The organism is Fulvimonas soli (assembly GCF_003148905.1).
GTDB classification, from domain to species: Bacteria; Pseudomonadota; Gammaproteobacteria; order Xanthomonadales; family Rhodanobacteraceae; genus Fulvimonas; species Fulvimonas soli.
Map to the genome: position 1 here is coordinate 65,401 of NZ_QGHC01000002.1, position 21,472 is coordinate 86,872.

Annotated in this window: 20 protein-coding genes; 12 read left to right on the forward strand and 8 right to left on the reverse strand. The window is 73.1% G+C overall.

The genetic code is table 11. From position 1 onward, the window contains the following. Positions 1-42: 42 nt before the first annotated feature. The 5 genes from pssA to C7456_RS02430 are packed head-to-tail and all read right to left on the reverse strand — an operon-like array spanning position 43 to position 5,277. Positions 43-1,431, reverse strand: coding sequence for a CDP-diacylglycerol--serine O-phosphatidyltransferase (pssA, locus tag C7456_RS02410; protein ID WP_109722173.1), 1,389 nt, complete (start codon positions 1,429-1,431; stop codon positions 43-45). A gap of 28 nt (positions 1,432-1,459) precedes the next feature. Beyond that, complete coding sequence (locus C7456_RS02415; RefSeq protein WP_109722174.1) at positions 1,460-2,467, reverse strand: HlyD family secretion protein; 1,008 nt, start codon at positions 2,465-2,467, stop codon at positions 1,460-1,462. Positions 2,468-2,476: 9 nt separating this feature from the next. After that, positions 2,477-2,677 carry a DUF1656 domain-containing protein gene (locus C7456_RS02420; RefSeq protein WP_109722175.1) on the reverse strand — a complete coding sequence of 67 codons (201 nt, stop codon included), beginning with the start codon at positions 2,675-2,677 and terminating at the stop codon, positions 2,477-2,479. Then, entirely contained in the window at positions 2,667-4,778 is a 2,112-nt protein-coding gene (locus C7456_RS02425; RefSeq protein WP_109722176.1) for an FUSC family protein, read from the reverse strand. Before C7456_RS02425 ends, C7456_RS02420 begins: the two co-directional genes overlap by 11 nt. Before the next feature lie 4 nt (positions 4,779-4,782). Continuing rightward, positions 4,783-5,277: a MarR family transcriptional regulator gene (locus C7456_RS02430; protein ID WP_109722177.1), complete on the reverse strand. Its 495-nt coding sequence runs from the start codon at positions 5,275-5,277 to the stop codon at positions 4,783-4,785. Between the two features lie 202 nt (positions 5,278-5,479). Between C7456_RS02430 and C7456_RS02435 the strand changes: the two genes are divergently transcribed. After that, positions 5,480-7,561 carry a S46 family peptidase gene (locus C7456_RS02435; RefSeq protein WP_109722178.1) on the forward strand — a complete coding sequence of 694 codons (2,082 nt, stop codon included), beginning with the start codon at positions 5,480-5,482 and terminating at the stop codon, positions 7,559-7,561. A gap of 68 nt (positions 7,562-7,629) precedes the next feature. Here the strand turns inward: C7456_RS02435 and C7456_RS02440 are convergent, their stop codons facing one another. Both C7456_RS02440 and C7456_RS02445 read right to left on the reverse strand, forming a co-directional pair. Next, positions 7,630-8,034: a DUF4156 domain-containing protein gene (locus tag C7456_RS02440; RefSeq protein ID WP_109722179.1), complete on the reverse strand. Its 405-nt coding sequence runs from the start codon at positions 8,032-8,034 to the stop codon at positions 7,630-7,632. Between the two features lie 94 nt (positions 8,035-8,128). After that, a complete protein-coding gene (locus tag C7456_RS02445) occupies positions 8,129-10,978 on the reverse strand; it encodes a M16 family metallopeptidase (RefSeq protein WP_109722180.1) in 2,850 nt (949 codons plus the stop codon). A 257-nt stretch (positions 10,979-11,235) separates the two neighbouring features. On the opposite strand from C7456_RS02445, the gene C7456_RS17130 reads away from it, so the two are divergent. The 9 genes from C7456_RS17130 (at position 11,236) to C7456_RS02485 (ending at position 17,086) form a co-directional block, all read left to right on the forward strand. After that, a complete protein-coding gene (locus C7456_RS17130) occupies positions 11,236-11,376 on the forward strand; it encodes a hypothetical protein (protein WP_170120155.1) in 141 nt (46 codons plus the stop codon). 20 nt (positions 11,377-11,396) lie between these two features. Further along, entirely contained in the window at positions 11,397-11,600 is a 204-nt protein-coding gene (locus C7456_RS02450; RefSeq protein WP_109722181.1) for a hypothetical protein, read from the forward strand. A 96-nt stretch (positions 11,601-11,696) separates the two neighbouring features. Next, on the forward strand, positions 11,697-12,164 hold the full coding sequence (locus C7456_RS02455; RefSeq protein ID WP_109722182.1) for a tRNA (cytidine(34)-2'-O)-methyltransferase: 468 nt from the start codon (positions 11,697-11,699) through the stop codon (positions 12,162-12,164). A 103-nt stretch (positions 12,165-12,267) separates the two neighbouring features. Further along, on the forward strand, positions 12,268-12,918 hold the full coding sequence (locus tag C7456_RS02460) for a ubiquinone biosynthesis accessory factor UbiJ (protein WP_109722183.1): 651 nt from the start codon (positions 12,268-12,270) through the stop codon (positions 12,916-12,918). Positions 12,919-12,923: 5 nt separating this feature from the next. Beyond that, complete coding sequence (gene ubiB / locus C7456_RS02465; protein WP_425454613.1) at positions 12,924-14,561, forward strand: ubiquinone biosynthesis regulatory protein kinase UbiB; 1,638 nt, start codon at positions 12,924-12,926, stop codon at positions 14,559-14,561. 83 nt (positions 14,562-14,644) lie between these two features. Continuing rightward, a complete protein-coding gene (locus C7456_RS02470; protein ID WP_211306206.1) occupies positions 14,645-15,367 on the forward strand; it encodes a pseudouridine synthase in 723 nt (240 codons plus the stop codon). 72 nt (positions 15,368-15,439) lie between these two features. Further along, on the forward strand, positions 15,440-15,862 hold the full coding sequence (arfB, locus tag C7456_RS02475; protein ID WP_109722185.1) for an alternative ribosome rescue aminoacyl-tRNA hydrolase ArfB: 423 nt from the start codon (positions 15,440-15,442) through the stop codon (positions 15,860-15,862). Next, entirely contained in the window at positions 15,859-16,452 is a 594-nt protein-coding gene (locus C7456_RS02480; protein WP_109722186.1) for a 1-acyl-sn-glycerol-3-phosphate acyltransferase, read from the forward strand. The genes arfB and C7456_RS02480 overlap by 4 nt, the downstream gene beginning before the upstream one ends. A gap of 4 nt (positions 16,453-16,456) precedes the next feature. Continuing rightward, positions 16,457-17,086 (forward strand): LysE family translocator, encoded by a 630-nt coding sequence (locus C7456_RS02485; RefSeq protein ID WP_109722187.1) that lies wholly within the window; start codon positions 16,457-16,459, stop codon positions 17,084-17,086. Positions 17,087-17,264: 178 nt separating this feature from the next. Here the strand turns inward: C7456_RS02485 and C7456_RS02490 are convergent, their stop codons facing one another. After that, the gene (locus tag C7456_RS02490) at positions 17,265-18,296 is read right to left on the reverse strand and encodes a LysR family transcriptional regulator (protein ID WP_109722188.1); all 1,032 of its coding nucleotides are present in this window, start codon (positions 18,294-18,296) and stop codon (positions 17,265-17,267) included. A gap of 117 nt (positions 18,297-18,413) precedes the next feature. On the opposite strand from C7456_RS02490, the gene aceB reads away from it, so the two are divergent. Together aceB and aceA are read left to right on the forward strand one after the other, a co-directional pair. Further along, positions 18,414-20,039, forward strand: a complete 1,626-nt coding sequence (aceB, locus tag C7456_RS02495) for a malate synthase A (RefSeq protein WP_109722189.1) — start codon at positions 18,414-18,416, stop codon at positions 20,037-20,039. A 105-nt stretch (positions 20,040-20,144) separates the two neighbouring features. Further along, positions 20,145-21,446 (forward strand): isocitrate lyase, encoded by a 1,302-nt coding sequence (gene aceA / locus C7456_RS02500; RefSeq protein ID WP_109722190.1) that lies wholly within the window; start codon positions 20,145-20,147, stop codon positions 21,444-21,446. Positions 21,447-21,472 lie beyond the last annotated feature (26 nt).

Consider the following 21,472-nt stretch of genomic DNA (forward strand, 5'->3'; position numbering starts at 1 on the left):
GCGACGAGGGGAACCCGGGGCCCATCCTCGCGGCAACCGCCCTCACAGCAGCCGGTTGATCAGCCGGTCCAGCCGCACCCGGCTCAGCCGGCGCAGCAGCCGGCGCACTTCCGCCGGGTAGCGGCGCGGGCTCTCCAGCGCGCGGTAGTCGTCCAGCCGCACGGCGTGGCGGCGGAGCGCCTGCCACTCGGCCGCGTGCTGCGCGGCGAGCAGGCCGGCCGGGTCGCGCAGCAACAGGCCGTTCTCCAGGTCCAGCGCCCACGCGCGGGGGTTGAGGTTGTGGCCGGTGAGCAGGGCGACGTCATGGTCCACGAACAGCCCCTTCAGGTGGTAGCTGTTCTCGCCGTGCCGCCACAGCCACAGGTTGAGCTGGCCGCGCGCGACGTGCGCCTGGTGCGCGCGCGCGAAGCGGCGCAGGTTGGCCTCGTACAGGTAGGGCAGCAGGCCGATGCGGCGGAACGGCTGCTCCGGCGGGATGTAGAAGTCGTTGGCGGTCTTGTCGCCGACCATGATGTCGATGGTGCAGCCGCGCCGCAGCAGCCGGCCCAGCGCGGCGCGCACCGGACGCGGCAGGTTGAAGTACGGCGTGAACAGCACCACCCGCTCGCGCGCGTCGCGCAGCAGCGCGAGCACCGCGTCGTTGAGCGCGTTGCCGTTGCGGCCGAAGCCGAGCAGCGGCGTCACCGCCACCTCGCCGGCCGCCAGCTCCGCCGCCGGCACGCGGTAACGCGCGCCCTGCAGGCGCCGGCGCAGCTGGCGGATCGCCGGCTGCAGCTCGCGCGTGGACGGCAGCGGCGCGCGGCCGAGCCGCTGCACCGCCGCGTCGTTCCGGAAATGCTCGCGCACGAAGCCGGCCATGCTCTCGGCCAGCGGCGCGTGCTCGACCAGGTGGTAGCGGTCCAGCCGGTAGCGGCCGTGCCTGGCGAGGTAGACGTCGTTGAGGCTGGCGCCGCTGTACAGCACCGCGTCGTCGATCACGAAGCCCTTCAGGTGCAGCACGCCGAACAGCTCGCGGTTCTGCACCGGCACGCCGTAGACCGCAATGCCCTCGCCCAGGCGGGCGGCGTAGTCGCGGTACATCGCCGCGTTGCCCTCGCTCCGCGCCTTGCCGATCAGGCCGCGGCGGGCGCGGTGCCAGTCGACGTAGACCGCCACCTGCAGCGCCGGCTGCGCGGCCTTGGCCGCATACAGCGCATCAAGCACCTCGCGGCCGCCGTCGTCGTCCTGCAGGTACAGCGCCACCAGCACGATGCGCCGCCGCGCCTGCGCGATGCGCTCCAGCAGCGTGCGGCGGAACTGCGCCGGCCCGTCCAGCGGGCGGATCGCCGCGGCCGGCACGGCGAAGGCGGGCGCAGGCGCGCGCGCGCCGGACGGTGGCCGTCGCGGCAGCAGGCGGCGGGCGAGGCGGCGGGAGGCGGCGAGCGGGCTCATGGCCGCGATGGTATCGCGGCCGCGCCGCTCAGCCGCCGCCGGCGCGGTGCGGGTGCACCTCGATGGTGGCGGTCATGCCGGCGGCGAGCAGCACGTCCCGCGGCAGGTGCTCCGTGTCGATGGCGATGCGCACCGGCACGCGCTGCGCCAGCCGCACCCAGTTGAAGGTGGGGTTGACGTCGGCCAGCAGGTCGCTGCCGGCCGGGTTGTCGCGGTCGGTGATGCCGCGCGCGATGCCGGTGATGGTGCCCTTCAGGCGCGCGCCGCCGGCCATCAGCCGGATGTCCACGCCGTCGCCCACGCGCAGTTGCGGCAGCTTGGTCTCCTCGAAGTAGCCATAGATGTAGTAGCTGTGGCTGTCGATCAGCGCCAGCCGTGCCGCGCCCGCGGCGGCGTAGTCGCCCACGCGCAGGTCGAGGTTGGTGACGTAGCCGTCCACCGGCGCGCGCACCTCGGTGCGCGCCAGGTCGAGCCGCGCGCGGTCGAGCGCGGCCTGCGCCTGCTCCACCGCCGCCGCGGCCTGCTCCCGCGCCGCCGCGGCCTGGCTGCCGCCGGCCTGCGCCTGCTGCCAGGTGGCGCGGGCCGAGTTGGCGGCGGCGACGGCGTCGTTGCGCGCCTCCTTCGAGATCACGTCGCCGATGCGCTGGCGGCGCTCGGCCTGCGCCGCGTACATCTCGTACTCGGCGCGGCGCGCGGCGGCGCCGGCGGCCGCGGCGCTGATGCTGGCGCCGGCCGCACGCGCGCCGGCCACGGCGGCGGCGAGGTTGGCCTCGGCCTGCGCCACCGCGTTGCGGAAGCGCGCCTGGTCGATCACGAACAGCAGCTCGCCCTTGCGCACGAACTGGTTGTCGCGCACCGCCACCCGGCTGACCAGGCCGGACACGTCCGGCGCCACCTGCACCACGTCGGCGCGCACGCGGCCGTCGCGGGTCCACGGCGAATACAGGTAGTGCTGCCACAGTGCGCGGCCGAGCAGCAGGGCCAGCGCGACCACGGCGGCGGTGAGGAGGAAACGCAGGAGCGAGGCGATTTTCATGGCGGCGACTCAACGGACCAGCAGCAGCCCCGCCGCGCCGAACAGGCAGACGAACAGGGCCAGACGGAACAGCGAGGCGTGCCAGACCCGGCGGTACAGCCCGAGCCGACCGAACGCGAGGTCCAGCAGCACCATCAGCACCAGGCAGCCGACGAACACCGGCAGCAGGCCGGGCATCAACATGCCGTGGAAGGCAATCTCAAGCGGCATCGGCGGACTCCACCGGAGGAGCGGCGCGCAGCGCGGCGACCAGCGGCGACTCGTCGTCGCGCAGCGCGCTGCGCAGCTGGTACAGGTGGTTGCGCGGCCGCGGCGGCGCCAGCGCGATGGCAGTGTCCACCGCGCGGTCGGCGGCGCGCCAGCGCGCGGCGTCGGGCCAGCGGTACAGCGCCGCCACCGCCTGCACGGCCGCCTCGCCGGCGGCGCGCGCGGCCGGCGCCAGCCCGCCCGCGGCGAGGTCCTGGCGCAGCTCGATCAGCGCGCGGCCGCTCTCCTGCACCGCCAGCGACCAGGCCAGCAGGGTGCGCGACTCGGCGCTGCCCGGCCGCGTGTGCGTGACCGCCTGCAGCAGCAGGTCGCGGCTGCGGCTCTCGAAGCGCCACAGCAGCCCGGCCAGCGGCGCGGTGCCGGCCAGCCAGACCAGCCGGCGCAGCTGCCGCAGCTGGCGGCGGCGCTGCCAGCCGGTGCCGGCCAGGCCGGGCAGCAGCATGAAGGCGGCGCCCGACAGCGCCAGGCCGCCGAGCTGGGCGATGGCGTCGTTGAAGACGTGCTCCGGGTCGTAGACCATCGGGTTCTTCAGCGCGAGGATGTAGACGAAGCCCAGCGTGTAGCCCGCGCCGACGCCCGGCAGGCCGTCGCGGGTGGACAGGTACGGGCCGATCAGCAGCAGCGGCAGCGTGCCGGCGACCAGCATGGGGAAGCCGTCGCTGCCCGGCAGCAGCCCGAACACCGTCACCGCGGCGCCGAGCATGCCCAGCGCGTAGCCGGCCAGGGTGTGCAGCACCGAGCCGACCGGGTTGGGCGAGGCCGCCATCAGCCCGCTGAAGATGGTCGCCAGCAGCATCGCGCTGGCGCCGAAGGCCCAGCCGCTGGCTAGCCAGAACGCGCTCAGCGCGAGCATGGTGAGGAAGGTGCGCAGCACCGCCAGCCCGGCGTTGGCCATGTCCGTGCTGCGGCTGAAATGCACCCGCTCGACGCCGCCGCGGACCGCCGCGCCGGTGCGCAGCGCCTGCTCGGTGGCGACGAAGTCCGCCAGCTCGCCGACGAAGCGCGCGAGCAGCGCCGCGCCGGTGTCGAACTCCATCCGCTCGCCGTCGCCGGCGAGGCCCGCGCGCAGCTCCGCGGCGCGCCCGGGCAGCGCCCGCGCGCAGGCGTCCAGCTGCGGCACCAGCGCGTCCAGCCCGTCGCCGGCCTGCCCGGCCGGCGGCGTGAGCGCGGCGGCGAGCGGGCGGTACAGCGCGATCAGCGCGGCGGCCACCGCCGCGCGCCCGCCGCGCTGCATGCGGTTGATCAGGTGGTGCAGCGACTGGAAGCTGGTGGCGGCGGCCATGTAGCGCTGGTTGAGCAGGCGCATGCGGCGGCTGCGCAGGCGCACCTCCGGGTCCTCGAAGATCACCGAGGCGCGCAGGTCCTCCAGCCGCACCGCCGCGCGCACCGAGGCCAGCTGCGCGTCCTGCATCGCCTCGCGCGGGATGCTGCCGGCGGTGCTGCCGCGCACGAAGGCGAGGAACCCGGTGAAGTGGGCGCGCGCGCTCTGCCGCAGGATCGGCCGCAGCCGCTCGGGCAGCACCACCTCGCTGACCAGCGCCGACACCGCGATGCCGAGCAGCACCTCGCTCACGCGCATCACCGCCGAGTCGAACACGCCGTAGGGATCGCCCACCGCCGGCAGCGCCACGATCGCCGCGGTGTAGCCGGCCAGCACGAAGCCGTAGGCCATGAAGTTGCGGTAGCGCATCGCGCCGCCCGCGCACAGCGCCACCCACAGCGACAGGCTGGGCAGGAACAGCTCGCGCTGCTGCGGGAACAGCCCCATCAGGGCCAGCCCCACCAGGCTGCCCGCCAGCGTGCCCAGCGCGCGGTAGAAGCTCTTGGCCAGCACCATGCCGCTGTGCGGGTGCATCACGATCGACACCGTGATCATGGTGGTGGCCGGCTGCTCCAGCTGCAGCCACATCGCCAGCCAGGCGCCCAGGTACATCGCCAGCATGGTCTTGCCGACGAAGATCCACGCGCGCCCCTCGCCGGCGAGGAACCCGCCCAGCCAGGGCCGGCGCGGGGCCTGCACGGCGGCGTCGGAGACGGCGGCCATCGCCTCAGCCCCGGTCGAGCCCGTCGAGGAACTTCTTCAGCAGCTTCTCCAGCTGCGCCATCTCGCGCGGCGCGAGCGCGGCGGCCTGCCGCTGCAGCAGCGCGCAGATGCCCGGGAGGAAGTCCTCGATCATCGCCACACCCGCCTTGGTCAGCGTGAGCGCCACCTTGCGCCGGTCCGCGTCGCTGCTGGCGCGCTCGACGAGCCCCTTGTCGCACAGCCCGTCGGCAAGCCGCGTGATGTTGGCCGACTTCTCCCCCGCGGCCCCGGCCAGCTGCGACGGGTTGAGCGTATACCCCGCGGTGCCGTACAGCATCATCAGCAGGTTGTACTCGGCGTGGTTGATGCCCCAGGGCCTGAGCTGCGCGTTGGCGTCGTCGTGCACGCGCTTGTAGATGTGCTTGACCAGCCGCACCAGCACCGCCGGCTGGCGGGGAAAGGCCGGGTACTGCCGGCAGGTGAAGGCCAGGCGCTGTTCGGTGGGCTCGAAGCTGCTCATGACGGGTCCCGGGAAGCCGGTGGATGCCGCGGCATTATTTCATATATGTAATATCAATATGTGAATATTAGGCCAGCGGCCCGCCGGCGGCAAGCCGCCTGGGCCGAAAGTCACCTTCCCCGCCCGGCCGGCGGGTGCCACGATGCGGGGAACCCTCCCTGTCCGGCGCCGCGCGCCGGCCCATCCCGATGGAGTGCCCGCGATGAAACGATGGACGATGGCGAGCCTCGCCGGCCTGCTGCTCGGCGCCAGCGCCGGCGCGGCCGCCGACGAAGGCATGTGGACGCTGGACCACCTGCCGGTGCAGCAGCTGCAGCAGCGCTACGGCTTCACCCCGAGCCCGCAGTGGATCGACCTGGTGCAGCACGCCGCGCTGCGCCTGGCCGAGGGCTGCTCCGGCTCCTTCGTCTCCGCCGACGGCCTGGTGATGACCAACCACCACTGCGCCAACACCTGCCTGTCGCAGCTGTCCAGGGGCGGGCAGAACTACATGGCCGACGGCTACCTCGCGCGCAAGCAGGAGGACGAGCCCAAGTGCCCCGACGTGGAGCTGAACCAGCTCGACTCGATCACCGACGTCACCGCGCGGGTGAACGCCGCCACCGCCGGCAGGAGCGGCGCCGAGCGCATCAAGGCCGAGCGCGCGGTGAGCAGCCAGCTCGAGCAGTCCTGCGTCGGCGGCGACGCCAGGACCTGGCGCTGCGACGTGGTCACGCTGTACCACGGCGGCCGCTACGCGCTGTACAAGTACCGCCGCTACCAGGACGTGCGGCTGGTGTTCGCGCCCGAGCAGAGCATCGCCTTCTTCGGCGGCGACCCGGACAATTTCAACTTCCCGCGCTACGACCTGGACGTCACCTTCTTCCGTGCCTACCAGGACGGCAAGCCGGCCAGGACGCCGCAGTTCCTGAAGTTCAACACGCAGGGACCGAAGGCCGGCGACCTGACCTTCGTGGTCGGCAACCCCGGCTCCACCCAGCGCGAGACGCCGTGGACGCAGCTGGCGGCGATGCGCGATGGCTCGCTGATCCCCACCTACGGCTACCTGTCCGACCTGCGCGGCGTGCTGTGGCAGTACAGCCGCGCCGGCGCGCAGCAGGCCAAGGAAGCGCAGGACCTGCTGTTCGGCATCGACAACTCGCTGAAGGTCTACAAGGGCTGGCTGCAGACGCTGGCCGACGAGGACTTCATCCGCCGCAAGCAGAAGGACGACGCCGCGCTGCGCGACTGGATCGCCGCCGACCCGGCCCGCCGCGCCAAATACGGCGACCCGTGGGCCGAGCTGGAGCAGGCCCAGCGGCGCGGCAAGGAGCTGCGCGACCGCTACACGATGATCGCCGGCGGCCGCGGCTTCGGCGTCGGCACCCAGCTGTTCGCCGACGCGCTCACCCTGGTGCGCGGCGCCGACCAGCGCGCCAAGCCCGACGCCGAGCGCCTGCCGACGTTCCGCGAGGCCAACCTGCCGGCGGTGGAGCAGTCGCTGGAGGCGAACGTGCCGGTGTACCCCGCGTTCGAGCGCACCATGATGGCCTGGTCGATGGAGAAGATGCGGCAGATCCTCGGCGCCGACGACCCGTTCGTGCGCGAGACGCTGGGCAGGCAGTCGCCCGACCAGCTGGCGCAGCAGCTGGTCGCCGGCACCAGGCTGGCCGACCCGGCGGTGCGCAAGCGGCTGTGGGACGGCGGCGCCAAGGCGATCGCCGCCTCCGACGACCCGATGATCGCGCTGGCGCGCAGGATCGAGCCCGTCGCCACGCGCATCCGCAAGCAGTACGAGGACGAGGTGGAGGCGCCCACCAAGAAGGCCGGCGAGGCGATCGCCCAGGCGCGCTTCGCGCGCGACGGCGCTTCCAGCTACCCGGACGCCACCTTCACCCCGCGCCTGTCCTACGGCAAGGTGGCCGGCTGGAAGGAGAAGGGCGAGGACGTGCCGCCGTTCACCGACTTCGCCGGCCTGTACCGGCGCGCCACCGGCGCCGACCCGTTCAAGCTGCCGGAGAGCTGGCTCGCGGCCAAGGACGCGCTCGACCCGTCCACGCCGATGAACTTCGTCACCGACAACGACATCATCGGCGGCAACTCCGGCAGCCCGGTGATCGACCGCGAGGGCCGCGCGGTGGGCCTGATCTTCGACGGCAACATCCACTCGCTGGGCGGCAACTTCGTCTTCGACGGCAGCGTGAACCGCGCGGTCGCGGTGGACACCGCCGCGCTGGTGGAGGCGGTGCGCAAGGTCTACAAGCTGCCGCGGCTGGCCGACGAGCTGGCCAGCGGGCACCTGTAGGGCAGCGCCCGCCGCAACGGCAAAGGCGCCGCATCGCGGCGCCTTTTTTCATGCGCGGCGAGCGCCGCTCAGCCGCCCTTGATCGGGTAGGTCTGCGCGCCGCCGGCCGGGGCCGCGGGGGCCGCGCTGCCGGCCGGCGCGGCGGACGCCGGCGCCGCCGCGCCGCACTGGTAGGCGCCCCACGGCTGCGAGCCGTCGCTGGGCTCGGCCAGCGGCTTGATGGTGTCGGCGTGCATCTTGGCCGCCTCGTTGCGCGCCATCACCTCCAGCTCGTCGCGCACCTTGATGTCGTTGCGGTCGACCGGGCCGACGTGGTCCATCACCGAGACGGTGACCTTGCCCAGCTCGCGGCAGGAGGACACGTCGCCGCTCCAGGCCGTGCGCACCTGCTTGCCGCCGTCGTCGAGGGTGATGCCCCAGGTGCAGGCGCCGAGCAGCGCGGCGGGGGCGAGCAGCAGCAGGGTCTTGCGCATGGAAGGCTCCACGATGGCTGGAAACGGAGAAGGCCGGGCACGCGCCCGGCCTTCATCCTAGCGCGCCGCGGCGCGCGCGTCGCCGAACGCCGGCTTACCTGGCCGGCGCCGGGTTGCCGTCGGCGTCGAGCACCTGCACCTCGCCCAGCTTGAGCGCGCGCACCGGCGCCTCGATCTGCCTGAGGTCGCCGACGATCACCCAGGTGAAGCGGTCCGGGTGGATCAGCTCCTTCGCCGCGGCCTCCACGTCGGCGTCCTTCTGCGCGTCGATGCGCGCCTTCAGGGTCTGCACGTAGTCGTCGGGGCGGTCGTACAGGGCGATGTCCTGCAGCGCGCCCATCACCGCCGAGGTGGTCTGGTAGCGGCCCGGCATGGAGCGCACGTCGCCGACCTTGATCTTGGCGATCTCCTCGGCGGTGAGCGGCCGGTCGCCCACCACCGCGCGGCTCTCCTTGAGGATCTCGGCCGCCGACGGCGCGGTCTTGTCGGTCTGCACCGGCGCGTACAGCAGGAACGGGCGCTGGCCCTGCGCGTCGCGCAGGAAGCTGAAGGCGCCGTAGGCCCAGTGCTTGTCCTCGCGCAGGTTCATGTTCAGGCGCGAGGTGAAGGTGCCGCCGAAGGCGCCGTTCATGGTCTGGATCTCGACGTCGTTGGCGGCCCGCGTGGAGGGCGCCAGGCTGCCGGCCAGGATCAGGCTCTGCTGCGCCCCGGGGCGGTCGACCAGGAACACGCGCGCGGCCCCGGGCGGCGCCACCTCGGCGAGGTTCTTCGCCGGCACCTTGCCGGCCGGCGCCTTCCAGTCGCCGAACACGCGGTCGAGCTGCGGGATGATCGCCGCCAGCGTGGTGTCGCCGGCGACCAGGATCTTCGCGTTGTCCGGCCGGATGTAGTCGCGCAGGAAGGCGCGCATGTCCTCGGTGCCGAGCGCCTTGATCGACGCCTCGGTGCCCGAGCCGGTGAACGGGATCGCGTAGGCGTGGCCCTTGCCGTACAGCAGCGGCGGCAGCGTGCGCAGCGCGATGCCCACCGGCTGGCTCTTCTCCTGCGCGATGCCGGCCAGCCACTGGCCGCGCACGCGCGCCACGTCGGCGTCGCGCAGGGCCGGGTTGCGCACGATGTCGGCGAACAGGTCCAGCGAGGGCGCCAGCTTGTCGTCCAGCGCGTTGAGCGAGACGTTGCAGTGGTCCAGCCCGCAGCCGGAGGCGATCGCCGCGCCCAGGCGCTGCTTGCGCTTGGCGATCTCCACCGAGTCCAGCCGCGCGGTGCCCTCGTCGAGCATGGCCATGGTGAAGCTGGAGGTGCCCAGCTTGCGGCCCTGGTCGGCGGCGTAGCCGGCGTCGAACAGCAGCTGCAGCTGCACCGCCGGCACCGTGTGGCGCTCGGCCAGCACCACCGGGATGCCGTTGGCGAGCCTGCCGTGCTGCAGCGACGGGAAGCTCAGGTCGGGGAAGCGCGTCACCGCCGGCACGCCCTGGCCGCGGTCGACCCCGCTCTTCACCGTGCGGAAGTCGCCCGCGGGCGAGAGCACCGGCGCGGGCTTGCCCGGCGCGGCGGGACGGCCGGCGCTGCTGGCCAGGTCCTGCGCCTCGACCTTGCCGGGAACGACGGTGAGCGTGTAGTCGCCGCGCGCGATCCACTGGTTCGCGGCGGCCTTCACGCTGGCCGGCGTGGCGGCCATCAGCCCCCGGAAGTCCTTCAGGTACGCGCCCGGGTCGCCCTGGTAGAGCTGGCCCTCGGCGAGGATGGAGGCCTGCGTGTTGACCTTCTCCAGCCCGCGCACGAAGGCGGCGCGCACGGTGGTCTTCTCGCGCTCCAGCTCGTCGGCGCTGGGGCCGTCCTTGAGGAACCTGGCCCACTCCTCGGCGACCGCCGCCTCGACCCGGGCCGGGTCGACGCCCTTCTTCACGTCCACCTGCAGCTGGAACAGGCTGGCCAGCACGTGCTGCTCGATGTCCACCGAGACGTCGTCGGCGAGCCTGTCCCGGTACACCAGCCGCTGGTACAGCCGCGAGGTCTTGCCGCCGCCCAGCACCGCGGCGGCCAGCTGCAGCTGGTTGAGCTCGGCGTCGGTGCGCGAGGGCACGTTCCACTCGCGGTAGATGCGCACCTGCGCCACGTTGTCGGTCATCGTGCCGCGGGTGGACTCGCTGCGCGGCGCCACCCACGGCTGCGGCCGCGGCACGCGCGGGCCCGGCGCGATGTCGCCGAAGTAGCGCAGCATCTTCTCCCTCGCCTGCGCCGGCGTGACGTCGCCGGCGAGCACCACCACCGTGTTGGCGGCGCCGTAGTAGTCGCGGAACCACTGCTTCACGTCGGCGAGCGACGCGGCGTTCAGGTCGGCCATCGAGCCGATGGTGTCGTGGTGGTAGGGATGGTTGGCCGGGAAGGCCTCGGCCTGGATCAGCTCGCCCACCCGGCCGTAGGGCTGGTTCTCGTCCTGGCGCTTCTCGTTCTGCACCACGCCGCGCTGCTCGTCCAGCTGCGCCTGGCCGATCGCGCCGAGCAGGTGGCCCATGCGGTCGGACTCCATCCACAGCGCCATGTCCAGCGCGGTGGTGGGCACCGTCTCGAAGTAGTTGGTGCGGTCCAGCCAGGTGGTGCCGTTCATGTCGGTGGCGCCGGCCAGCTCGAACGGCTTGAAGTACTCGTCCTTGTGGTTCTCCGAGCCCTGGAACATCAGGTGCTCGAACAGGTGCGCGAAGCCGGTCTTGCCGGCCGGCTCGTAGGAGGAGCCCACGTGGTACCACACGCTCACCGCCACCACCGGCGCCTTGTGGTCCTCGTGCACCACCACGGTCAGGCCGTTGGGCAGCACGAAGCGCTGGTAGGCCAGCTCGGGGATCGACGGCGCGGCGGCCGGCGCCGGGGCGGCCAGCGACGGCGCGGCGCCGAAGGCGAACGAACACAGGCTGGCGGCGAGCAGGGCCAGCGGCTTCTTCCTCATGGCGAACCTCCTTGCGCGGATGAACCCGGCGAGGCTAGCCCGCGCTCCAGGCGGCCGCAAACCCAACCTTTGGCACGCGCGGACACTGTCCGCGCGACTGTCCGGCGCGCGCGGCGGCTGTCCGCGGACACCTTCGCGCCGCCGCGTCGCGGCTGACAACTGTCAAGGGATCAAGGGTTTATCTGCCACTGAAAGGCTGGCACGCGGCTTGCGATAGTCGTCATGCAGGGACACCACTTCTCCATCGGAGACATGCCATGAAACTCGAGACCTATCTGCTGCGCAGCCTGTTCGCCGCCTGCCTGCTGGCCTGCGCGCTGACCCTCGGCGCGATGCTGCACACCCCGACCCAGCCGGTGCAGCTGGCCGGCCAGGGCGCGACCGCGCACGCCGCCTGACCCGGCACCCGGAGACGACGATGAAACTCGAAAGCTACCTGCTCGGCGGCCTGTTCACCGCCTGCCTGGTGGTCTGCGGCCTGATCCTCGGCGCGATGCTCGGCGACCCCGCGCACTCGATGCGGCTGGCCAGCGGCGGCAGCCTCGGCACGGCGCTGCTGGCCGCGCCGAGCACCTGCGCGCTGCCGGCCGACGGCGTGATGTGCCCGCGCCTGCCCGGCTGATCCCGTGGGAGCGCCTCCGGTGGGAGCGGCCTCCGGCCGCGAGGCGCAGCGCCGGAATGATCGCTACGGCGCCCCCATCCGGCCGATAATCGGCCGATGCTGCACGTCATCCTGTTCCGCCCCGAGATCCCGCCCAACACCGGCAACGCGATCCGCCTGTGCGCCAACACCGGCGCGGCGCTGCACCTGATCCGCCCGCTCGGCTTCGCGCTGGACGACGCCCGGCTGCGCCGCGCGGGCCTGGACTACCACGAGTACGCCCGCATCGCCGTGCACGACGACCTCGACGCCTGCCTGGCCGCGCTCGGCCACCCGCGCGTGTTCGCCTTCTCCACCCGCGGCCGCGTGCGCCACGTGGACGCGGCCTACGCCGAGGGCGACGCGCTGCTGTTCGGCTGCGAGACCGCCGGCCTGCCCGCCGAGGTGCTGGAGGCGATCCCGCCCGGGCGCCGCCTGCGCCTGCCGATGCGCCCGGACAGCCGCAGCCTCAACCTCTCCAACAGCGTCGCCGTGGCGGTGTACGAGGCGTGGCGGCAGCTGGGCTTTCCCGGCGCGGCCGATTGAATCGCGGCCGGAGGCCGCTCCCACGGTCCTGCCGTGAACCTGGGGGAGCGGCCTCCGGCCGCGATGGCCGCGCCCCTCCCGCCCGCCCCGCTACAATCGCCGGATGAACACCCCCGCCCCGAACGCCTGGCTGCCCCTGCCGCTGCGCCGGCTCGCCGGCCGCGCGCTGGAAAGCGCGCTGAACCACGCGCTGTCGCTCGACCCCGACACGCAGCGGAAGCTCGCCGCGCTGGACGGCCGCAGCGTGCAGCTCCACCTGCGCGGCCCGGAGCTCGCGCTGGCGGTGACCGTGGCCGAGGGACGCCTGCGCGTCGGCCCGCCACGGGACGACAGCCAGCTGCGCGTGGCCGCCACCCCCGGCAGCCTGCTGGCGATGGCGCTGCGCCGCGACGAGGAAGGCGCGGCGCCGGGCCGGGTGGAGATCGCCGGCGACGCCGATCTCGCCCGCCGCCTGGAGAAGCTCGCCGCGAAGTTCGCGCCGGACTTCGAGGAAGCCTTCGCGCGCACGTTCGGCGACGTGCTCGGCGTGCCGCTGGCGCGCGCCGTGCGCGCGGCGCTGGCGCACGCGCGCGACGGCGCCGCGCACCTGTCCGAAGACGCCGCCGACTGGCTGCGCGACGAGGCGCGCCTGGCCGTGCCGCGCGGCGAGGTGGACGACTTCCTCGACGGCGTGGACGCCCTGCGCGAACGCAGCGAGCGGCTGGAAGCGCGCCTGGCCCGCCTCGAGGCGCGGCTGAAGGGGGCGGCCGCGTGACGCCGCTGAAGGTGGTCCCGGGCGTGCTGCGCGTCGCCTCGGTGCTGCTGGCCTGGCGGCTGGACGAGCTGGTCGACGCGGCGCACCTGTACCGCCCGCTCAAGCTGCTGCGCCCGCTGCTGGCGCGCGCGCGCCCCGGCGTGGCGCAGCTGTCGCGCGGCGCGCGGCTGCGCGGCGCGCTCACCGAACTGGGGCCGATCTTCGTCAAGGCCGGCCAGGTGCTGTCCACCCGCCGCGACCTGATCCCCGCCGACGTCGCCGACGAGCTGTCGCTGCTGCAGGACCAGGTGCCGCCGTTCCCCGGTGCCGAGGCGCGCGCCATCGTCGAGCGCGAGCTGAAGGCGCCGGTCGAAACGCTCTACGCCGCCTTCGACGAGACCGCGCTCGCCTCCGCCTCGATCGCGCAGGTGCACGCCGCCACGCTGCGCGACGGCCGCGAGGTGGTGGTGAAGGTGCTGCGCCCCGGCATCCAGGCGCAGATCGCGCGCGACGTGGCGCTGCTGCGCTCGCTCGGCGGGCTGGCGCAGCGCTGGCACCCCAACGCCGACAAGATCCGCCCGCTCGACGTCGTTGCCGAGGTCGAGAAGATGCTGGAGAACGAGCTGGACCTGCAGCGCGAGGGCGCCAGCGCCAGCCTGCTCCGGCGCAACTTCGCCAGCGGCGTGGACCTGTACGTGCCCGAGGTGCACTGGGAGCTCACCACCGGCCGCGTGCTCACCCTCGAGCGCGTGCGCGGGGCGAGCAGCGACGACCTGGCCGCGATCGACGCCGCCGGCATCGACCGCAGGAAGCTCGCCGCCAAGGGCGTGCGGGTGTTCTACGAGCAGGTGTTCCGCGACAACTTCTTCCACGCCGACGCGCACCCCGGCAACGTCTGGGTGGACCTCGCGCGGCGCGAGGAGCCGCGCTTCATCGCGCTGGACTTCGGCATCATGGGCTCGCTGCCCGAGGCCGACCAGTACTGGCTGGCGCAGAACTTCATCGCGCTGTTCGAGCGCGACTACGCGCGCATCGCGCGGCTGCACGTGGACGCCGGCTGGATGCCGGACACCGTGCGCCTGGACGAGCTGGAGGCGGCGGTGCGCACGGTGTGCGAGCCCTACTTCACCCGCCCGCTGTCGCAGATCTCGCTGGCCGAGCTGGTGGTCAAGCTGTTCCAGACCGCGCGCCGCTTCGAGCTGACCCTGCAGCCGCAGCTGATCCTGCTGCAGAAGACCCTGCTCAACATCGAGGGCGTGGGCCGCCTGCTCGACCCGGACATCGACATCTGGGCGGTGGCGCACCCGGTGCTCGAACGCATCCTGCGCGAGCGCTACAGCGCGCGCCGCACGCTGAAGGAGATCCGCAGGCGCCTGCCGGAGTGGTTCCACGCCGCGCCGCAGTTCCCCGAGCTGGTGCGCGACGCGCTGCGCCAGGCCGCGCGCGGCGAGCGGCGCGCGCTGGCCGACCCGCGCGAGCTCGCGCAGCGGTCGGCGCTGGCGCGGCAGCAGCGGCGCACGCTCGCCGGCGGGCTGCTCGGCGGCAGCCTGCTGCTCGGCGCGGCGCTGCTGTGGTCGCTGGCGCCGCAGCATGGCGCGTGGCTGCCGCTGCTGGCCGGCGCGGCCGGCCTGCTCGCCTTCGCGCGGACCTGGCCGCGGCGCTGACCGCGGGCGACACCGCTGCGACCACCGGCTTCCTCTCCCCGGAGGGGAGAGGGAACAAGCACAGTGCACCGGCGAGAACCGCCTTGGCTCCCATCGACATCCTCTACCAGGACGACGCCCTGATCGCGGTGAACAAGCCCGCGGGCCTGCCCGTGCACCGCTCGAAGCTGATCGGACCCGCCGAGGCGTTCCTGGTCGACCTGCTGCGCGAGCAGCTCGGCGGCGCCGTGCACCTGGCCCACCGCCTCGACCGCGCCACCAGCGGCGTGCTGCTGGCGGCGCGCTCGGCCGAGGTCGCCGCCGCCCTGGGCGAGCAGTTCATGGGCCGCAGCGTCGCCAAGCAGTACCTCGCCGTGGTGCGCGGCTGGCCGGAGCCGGCCGAGGACGTGATCGACTACCCGCTGCCCGGCGCGCGCGCGACCGGCCCGCGCCGCGAGGCGCACACGCGCTACCGGCGGCTGGCCACGGCGGAGGTGCCGATCGCGCTGGGCCGCTACCCGCAGCAGCGCTACGCGCTGGTGCTGGCCGAGCCGGAAACCGGCCGCTTCCGGCAGATCCGCAAGCACCTGGCGCACGTGCACCACCCGGTGATCGGCGACTGCCAGCACGGCCGCAGCGACCACAACCGGCTCTACAAGCAGCACTTCGGCTGCCACCGCATGCTGCTGCACGCCTGGCGGATCGCCTTCCACCATCCGCTCGACGGCCGCCCGCTCGCCGTGGAAGCGCCGCTGGACGCGGCCTTCGCCGGCCTGCTCGCGCGCTTCGGCTGGCTGCTGCCGACCCGGGACCCGGCGCAGGGATGACCTTCAAGCCGGCAAGGCCGGCGAGCGCGCCGAAAGCCCCGCGGGGCCGTACCGGCTAAACTTGCGCGCATCATGCTCATCGTCAGCCGCACTCTCGCCCTGCCCGAAACCGAGCTGACCGAGCGTTTCCTGCGCGCCGACGGCCCCGGCGGCCAGCACGTCAACCGCACCGAGAGCGCGGTGGAGCTGCGCTTCGACGTGGCGCGCTCGCCCTCGCTGCCGGAGGCGGTGCGCGCGCGGCTGCTGGCGCGGCGCGACCGCCGCCTCACCGACGAGGGCGTGCTGGTGATCCAGGCGCGCCGCTTCCGCGACCAGGCGCGCAACCGCGAGGACGCGCGCGAGCGCCTGGCCGAACTGATCCGCGCCGCGCTCGCCGCGCCGAAGCCGCGCGTGGCGACCCGCCCCACCCGCGCCTCGCAGGAACGCCGCCTGGCCGGCAAGCAGCAGCGCGGCCGCCTCAAGCAGAACCGTTCGCGCCCGTGGACCCACGAATGAGCCCAGTCATCCTGCCCCCGGTGCCGCCGCAGGCGCCCCGCCTCAACAGCCGCTTCTGGCCCTGGCTGATGCGCGGCATCCTGCGCCTGTCCGGCTGGCGCCTGCTCGGGAGCCTGCCCGACGTGCCCAAGCTGATCATCATCGGCGCGCCGCACTCGTCCTACTGGGACGGCGTGTGGGGCCTGCTGATGAAGATCGGCCTGGGCATCGACGTCAACATCATGATCAAGCGCGAGGTGCTGGACGGCCCGCTGGGGCTGGTCCTGCGGCCCATCGGCATGATCCCGATCAACCGCAGCGCCGCGCTCAACGTGGTCGGCCAGATGGTGCAGCGCTTCGGCGAGCGCGAGCGGATGTGGCTGGGCATCACCCCCGAGGGCACGCGCAAGCGGGTGCAGCACTGGAAGAGCGGCTTCCTGCGCATCGCGCGCGAGGCCGGCGTGCCGATCCTGCCGGTGTTCATCGACTACCCGAGCAGGACCTTCACGCTGGGCCCGCTGCAGCGCGCCACCGACGACCACGAGGCCGACATGGCGCGCATCCGCGCGCTGTTCCGCGGCTACCGCGGCAAGCACCGCGACACGGAGTGAACCGATGGACGGCATCCAGCACTACGGCGCCTTCCTCGCCGCCTGCGTCGCGCTGAACCTCACGCCGGGCCTGGACACGTTCTACATCCTCGCGCGCAGCGGCCGCGAGGGGCACGCCGCGGGCCTGGGCGCCGCGCTGGGCATCAGCGCCGGCTGCGTGGTGCACACGCTGGCCGCGGTGCTGGGGCTGTCGGCGATCCTGACGACCTCGGCGCTGGCGTTCTCGGCACTGAAGTACCTGGGCGCGGCCTACCTGGTGTGGATCGGCCTGCGCATGCTGCTCGCGCGGCAGGCCGTGCGCGTGCCCGCCGAGACGCGCGGCCGCGGCTTCGCCGCCGCGTTCCGCCAGGGCATGCTGACCAACGTGCTGAACCCCAAGGTGGCGCTGTTCTACCTGGCCTTCCTGCCGCAGTTCATCGTCCCGCACGCGCCGCATCCGCAGCTGGGCCTGCTGGTGCTGGGGCTGAGCTTCATCGGCACCGGCCTGGGCTGGTCGCTGGTGCTGGCGCTGCTTGGCGCGCGCATCCACCGGCTGCTGCAACGGCGGCCGCGCATCGGATCGTGGATGGACCGCGCCTGCGGCGCGGCGCTGCTGGGCTTCGGCCTGCGGCTGGCGCTGCAGCAGCGCGGCTGAGATTGCCCGGCGGAACGGGCGCTTGCAGCGCCTGCGGCCGGGCGGTGGATGCGGCCGGCACCGCCCGCGCGTTTCCCTCACGGCGGCAGCGTTCCCGCAAGCCGCCGGGTCACTCACGATGGCGCCGGACGGCCGCCGTGCCGCCCGGGCCATCGGCCGGCCGGAGGCCGCCGCGCGCTCAACGCTCCGAATGCCCCGGCTCGTCGTAGTCGCGGTGCGTCAGCAGCCCCGGGCGGATCAGGTCGATGAAGGCGCGCGCCTCGGCGTCGAGGAACTTGCCCTTGCGCATCACCACGCCGTAGCTGCGCTGCGGGAAGTACTTGCGCATGTTGCGCACGGCCAGCCGCGCGCGGTCGGCCTCGGTGATGCAGATGCCGGTGACGATGGAGATGCCCAGGCCCATCGCCACGTATTCCTTGATCACGTCCCAGCCGCCCACCTCGATCGCCACCCGGTAGGGCACCTGCGCGCGCTGGAACACCAGGTCGACCAGCCGGTAGGTGGACAGGCGCTGCGGCGGCAGGATCAGGCCGTAGGGCGAGAGATCCTGCAGCGTCACGTCGTCCTTCCGCGCCAGCGGGTGGTCCGGCGGCATGATCAGCATGGGGTCGAAGTGGTGGACCGGCGCCCAGGCGATGTCGTTGGGCACGTCCAGCATCGAGCCCACCGCGAAGTCGGCCTCGTCCGCGCGCAGCATCGCCAGCCCGTCCTTGCCGGTGACGTTGGCCAGCTGCAGCTGCACCGCCGGGTGGCGCTCGCGGTAGCGGCGCACCAGGTCGGGCAGCAGGTACTGGATGGTCGAGGTGCCGGCGGCGATGGTCAGCTTGCCGGCGGCCAGGCCCTTCACCCTGGCCTGGAAGTCGCGGTCCAGCGACTCCCAGCCCTCGACCAGCGGCCGCGCCAGCTCGTACAGCGCCTCGCCGGCGTCGGTGAGGTTGACGCGCCGGCGCCGCCGCTCCAGCAGGGTCGCGCCCAGCTCCCGCTCCAGCGCCTTGAGTTGCAGGCTCACCGTCGGCTGCGACAGGTACAGCGCCTCGGCGGCGCGGCTCAGCGTGCCCAGCTTCACCGTGCCGACGAAGGCGCGCAGCTGCTTGAGCCGGTTGCCCTTGTAGTAAAAGCGCGCCGGATCGGCCGGGGCGCCCTTGCGTGGCGTCGCGCGGCGCCCGCGGGAGCCCTTGTTCAGCTTCTTTCCCGGCGCTTTATCGCCCATGACTCAATACCTTGAAGTATGGTTTGAGAATATCAATAGAAATAATTGAAACATTCTCTTTGTCAAATGTAGGTGCCGGACCTAGCTTCCGGGGCGAACCCGCAGTGGAGAACGCCCATGGCCGTACCCCAGGAAAGACTGGCCCCGCCGCCGATGCTGGACGGCCCCCTCGGCCCGGCCCGGGCCGCCATCGCCACGCCGGAGGCGCTGGCCTTCGTGGCCGGGCTGCACCGCCGCTTCGACGGCGAGCGCCACCGCCTGCTGGCGGCGCGCCGCGCCCGCCAGGCGCGCTACGACGCCGGCGCCCTGCCGGACTTCCGCGCCGACACCCGCGAGATCCGCGAGTCGGAGTGGACCGTGGCACCGATCCCGGCCGCGCTGCGCGACCGCCGCGTCGAGATCACCGGCCCGGTCGAGCGCAAGATGGTCATCAACGCGCTCAACTCCGGCGCCAAGGTGTTCATGGCCGACTTCGAGGATGCCTCGACGCCCACCCTGGCCAACCTGCTCGACGGCCACGTCAACCTGCGCGACGCGGTGGCCGGCACGCTCGAATACACCTCGCCCGAGGGCAGGCACTACCGCGTGCACCCCGACCCCGCCGTGCTGGTGGTGCGCCCGCGCGGCTGGCACCTGCCGGAGAAGCACTTCGCGGTGGACGGCGAGCCGGTGGCCGGGGCGCTGTTCGACTTCGGCCTGTTCGCCTTCCACAACGCCCGCGCGCTGCACGCGCGCGACCGGGGCCCGTACTTCTATCTGCCCAAGCTGGAGGCGATGGAGGAGGCCGCGCTGTGGGACGCGGTGATGGAGCACGCCGAGCGCGCGCTGGGTCTGCCGGTGGGCTGCATGAAGGCCACCGTGCTGATCGAGACGCTGCCGGCGGCGTTCCAGATGGACGAGATCCTGCACGCGCTGCGCCGCCGCGCGGTGGGCCTCAACTGCGGCCGCTGGGACTACATCTTCTCCTACCTGAAGACCCTGCGCGGCCACCGCGACCGCCTGCTGCCCGAGCGCGGCCAGGTGCAGATGACGGTGCCCTTCCTCAAGGCCTACTCGGAGCTGCTGATCCAGACCTGTCACCGCCGCGGCGCCTTCGCCATGGGCGGCATGGCCGCGCAGATCCCGATCAAGGGCGACGAGGCGGCCAACGCGGCGGCGCTTGAGAAGGTGCGCGCCGACAAGCTGCGCGAGGTCAGGGCCGGCCACGACGGCACCTGGGTGGCGCACCCGGCGCTGGTGCCGGTGGCCCGCGCGGTGTTCGACGAGTACATGCCCGAGCCGAACCAGCGCGACGTGCTGCGCGAGGACGTGCGCGTCACCCGCGAGCAGCTGCTGGCGCCCTGCGCCGGCACGATCACCCGCGCCGGCTTCGACAACAACGTCGAGGTGGCGCTGCGCTACACCGCCGCCTGGCTGGACGGCCTGGGCTGCGTGCCGATCCACCACCTGATGGAGGACGCCGCCACCGCGGAGATCGCCCGCGCGCAGTTGTGGCAGTGGCTGCACCACGCCGACCAGCCGGCCGGCGGGACGCCGGCCGGGGGCGAGCTGCACTTCCCGGACCACGCGCCGATCGACTTCGCCCTGTTCGATCGCACGCTGGCCGCGCATGCGCACCGCCTGTCCGGCAGCGACCTGCCCGGCGCCGCGCGCGCCGGGCAGGCGGCCGCGCTGCTGTCCGAGCTCACCCACGCCGACCAGCTCGGCGACTTCCTCACCCTGCCCGCCTACGCACGGCTATAGGAGCGAGTGGAGAGGAGCGAGGAGCGAGAGAAAAACCTTCCCGCCCCTGCTTCCCTCTCGCTCCTCGCTCCTCTCCACTCACTTCCCGCTCCAGGAGAGACATCCATGAAGACCGCCACCCACTTCCCCACCGCCGAACAGATCGCGCTGGACTGGAAGAACAACCCGCGCTGGCACGGCATCCGCCGCAACTACGCCGCCGAGGACGTGGTGCGCCTGCGCGGCACCGTGGCGGTGGAGCACTCGCTGGCCCGCCGCGGCGCCGAGCGGCTGTGGAAATCGCTGCACAGCGAGGATTTCGTCAACGCGCTGGGCGCGCTCACCGGCAACCAGGCGATGCAGCAGGTGAAGGCGGGCCTGAAGGCGATCTACCTGTCCGGCTGGCAGGTCGCCGCCGACGCCAACCTGGCCGGCGAGATGTACCCGGACCAGTCGCTGTACCCGGCCAACTCGGTGCCGCAGGTGGTCAAGCGCATCAACAACACGCTGCTGCGCGCCGACCAGCTGCACCACGCCGAGGGCAGGGACGAGATCGACTGGCTGGTGCCGATCGTGGCCGACGCCGAGGCCGGCTTCGGCGGCGTGCTCAACGCCTTCGAGCTGATGAAGGCGATGATCGAGGCCGGCGCCGCCGGCGTGCACTTCGAGGACCAGCTCGCCGCGGTGAAGAAGTGCGGCCACATGGGCGGCAAGGTGCTGGTGCCCACCCGCGAGGCGATCGACAAGCTCACCGCCGCGCGCCTGGCCGCCGACGTCTGCGGCGTGCCCACCCTGCTGGTGGCGCGCACCGACGCCGACGCGGCGGACCTGCTCACCTCCGACGTCGACGACAACGACAAGCCGTTCCTCACCGGCGAGCGCACCGTGGAAGGCTTCTTCCGCACCCGCCCCGGCCTGGAGCAGGCGATCAGCCGCGGCCTGGCCTACGCGCCCTACGCCGACCTGATCTGGTGCGAGACCAGCAAGCCCAACCTGGAGGAGGCGCGCCGCTTCGCCGAGGCGATCCACGCGAAGTTCCCCGGCAAGCTGCTCGCCTACAACTGTTCGCCCAGCTTCAACTGGAAGAAGAACCTCGACGACGCCACCATCGCCAGGTTCCAGCGCGAGCTGGGCGCGATGGGCTACAAGTTCCAGTTCATCACCCTGGCCGGCTTCCACAGCCTCAACTACGGCATGTTCGACCTCGCCTACGGCTACGCGCGCCGGCAGATGAGCGCCTTCGTGGAGCTGCAGGAAAAGGAGTTCGCCGCCGCCGAGCGCGGCTTCACCGCGGTCAAGCACCAGCGCGAGGTGGGCACCGGCTACTTCGACCAGGTGACCCAGGCGATCCAGCAGGGCCAGTCGTCCACCACGGCGCTGAAGGGCTCCACCGAGGAGGCGCAGTTCGTGCGCCACGCCGTGGCGTAAGGGCGAGAAGAGAACGGAGAGGAGTG

Coding starts and splice junctions, on each gene's coding strand:
- pssA (WP_109722173.1), bottom strand. CDS start 1,431: ATGAGCCCGCTCGCCGCCTCCCGCCGCCTCGCCCGCCGCCTGCTGCCG.
- C7456_RS02415 (WP_109722174.1), bottom strand. CDS start 2,467: ATGAAAATCGCCTCGCTCCTGCGTTTCCTCCTCACCGCCGCCGTGGTC.
- C7456_RS02420 (WP_109722175.1), bottom strand. CDS start 2,677: ATGCCGCTTGAGATTGCCTTCCACGGCATGTTGATGCCCGGCCTGCTG.
- C7456_RS02425 (WP_109722176.1), bottom strand. CDS start 4,778: ATGGCCGCCGTCTCCGACGCCGCCGTGCAGGCCCCGCGCCGGCCCTGG.
- C7456_RS02430 (WP_109722177.1), bottom strand. CDS start 5,277: ATGAGCAGCTTCGAGCCCACCGAACAGCGCCTGGCCTTCACCTGCCGG.
- C7456_RS02435 (WP_109722178.1), top strand. CDS start 5,480: ATGAAACGATGGACGATGGCGAGCCTCGCCGGCCTGCTGCTCGGCGCC.
- C7456_RS02440 (WP_109722179.1), bottom strand. CDS start 8,034: ATGCGCAAGACCCTGCTGCTGCTCGCCCCCGCCGCGCTGCTCGGCGCC.
- C7456_RS02445 (WP_109722180.1), bottom strand. CDS start 10,978: ATGAGGAAGAAGCCGCTGGCCCTGCTCGCCGCCAGCCTGTGTTCGTTC.
- C7456_RS17130 (WP_170120155.1), top strand. CDS start 11,236: ATGAAACTCGAGACCTATCTGCTGCGCAGCCTGTTCGCCGCCTGCCTG.
- C7456_RS02450 (WP_109722181.1), top strand. CDS start 11,397: ATGAAACTCGAAAGCTACCTGCTCGGCGGCCTGTTCACCGCCTGCCTG.
- C7456_RS02455 (WP_109722182.1), top strand. CDS start 11,697: ATGCTGCACGTCATCCTGTTCCGCCCCGAGATCCCGCCCAACACCGGC.
- C7456_RS02460 (WP_109722183.1), top strand. CDS start 12,268: ATGAACACCCCCGCCCCGAACGCCTGGCTGCCCCTGCCGCTGCGCCGG.
- arfB (WP_109722185.1), top strand. CDS start 15,440: ATGCTCATCGTCAGCCGCACTCTCGCCCTGCCCGAAACCGAGCTGACC.
- C7456_RS02480 (WP_109722186.1), top strand. CDS start 15,859: ATGAGCCCAGTCATCCTGCCCCCGGTGCCGCCGCAGGCGCCCCGCCTC.
- C7456_RS02485 (WP_109722187.1), top strand. CDS start 16,457: ATGGACGGCATCCAGCACTACGGCGCCTTCCTCGCCGCCTGCGTCGCG.
- C7456_RS02490 (WP_109722188.1), bottom strand. CDS start 18,296: ATGGGCGATAAAGCGCCGGGAAAGAAGCTGAACAAGGGCTCCCGCGGG.
- aceB (WP_109722189.1), top strand. CDS start 18,414: ATGGCCGTACCCCAGGAAAGACTGGCCCCGCCGCCGATGCTGGACGGC.
- aceA (WP_109722190.1), top strand. CDS start 20,145: ATGAAGACCGCCACCCACTTCCCCACCGCCGAACAGATCGCGCTGGAC.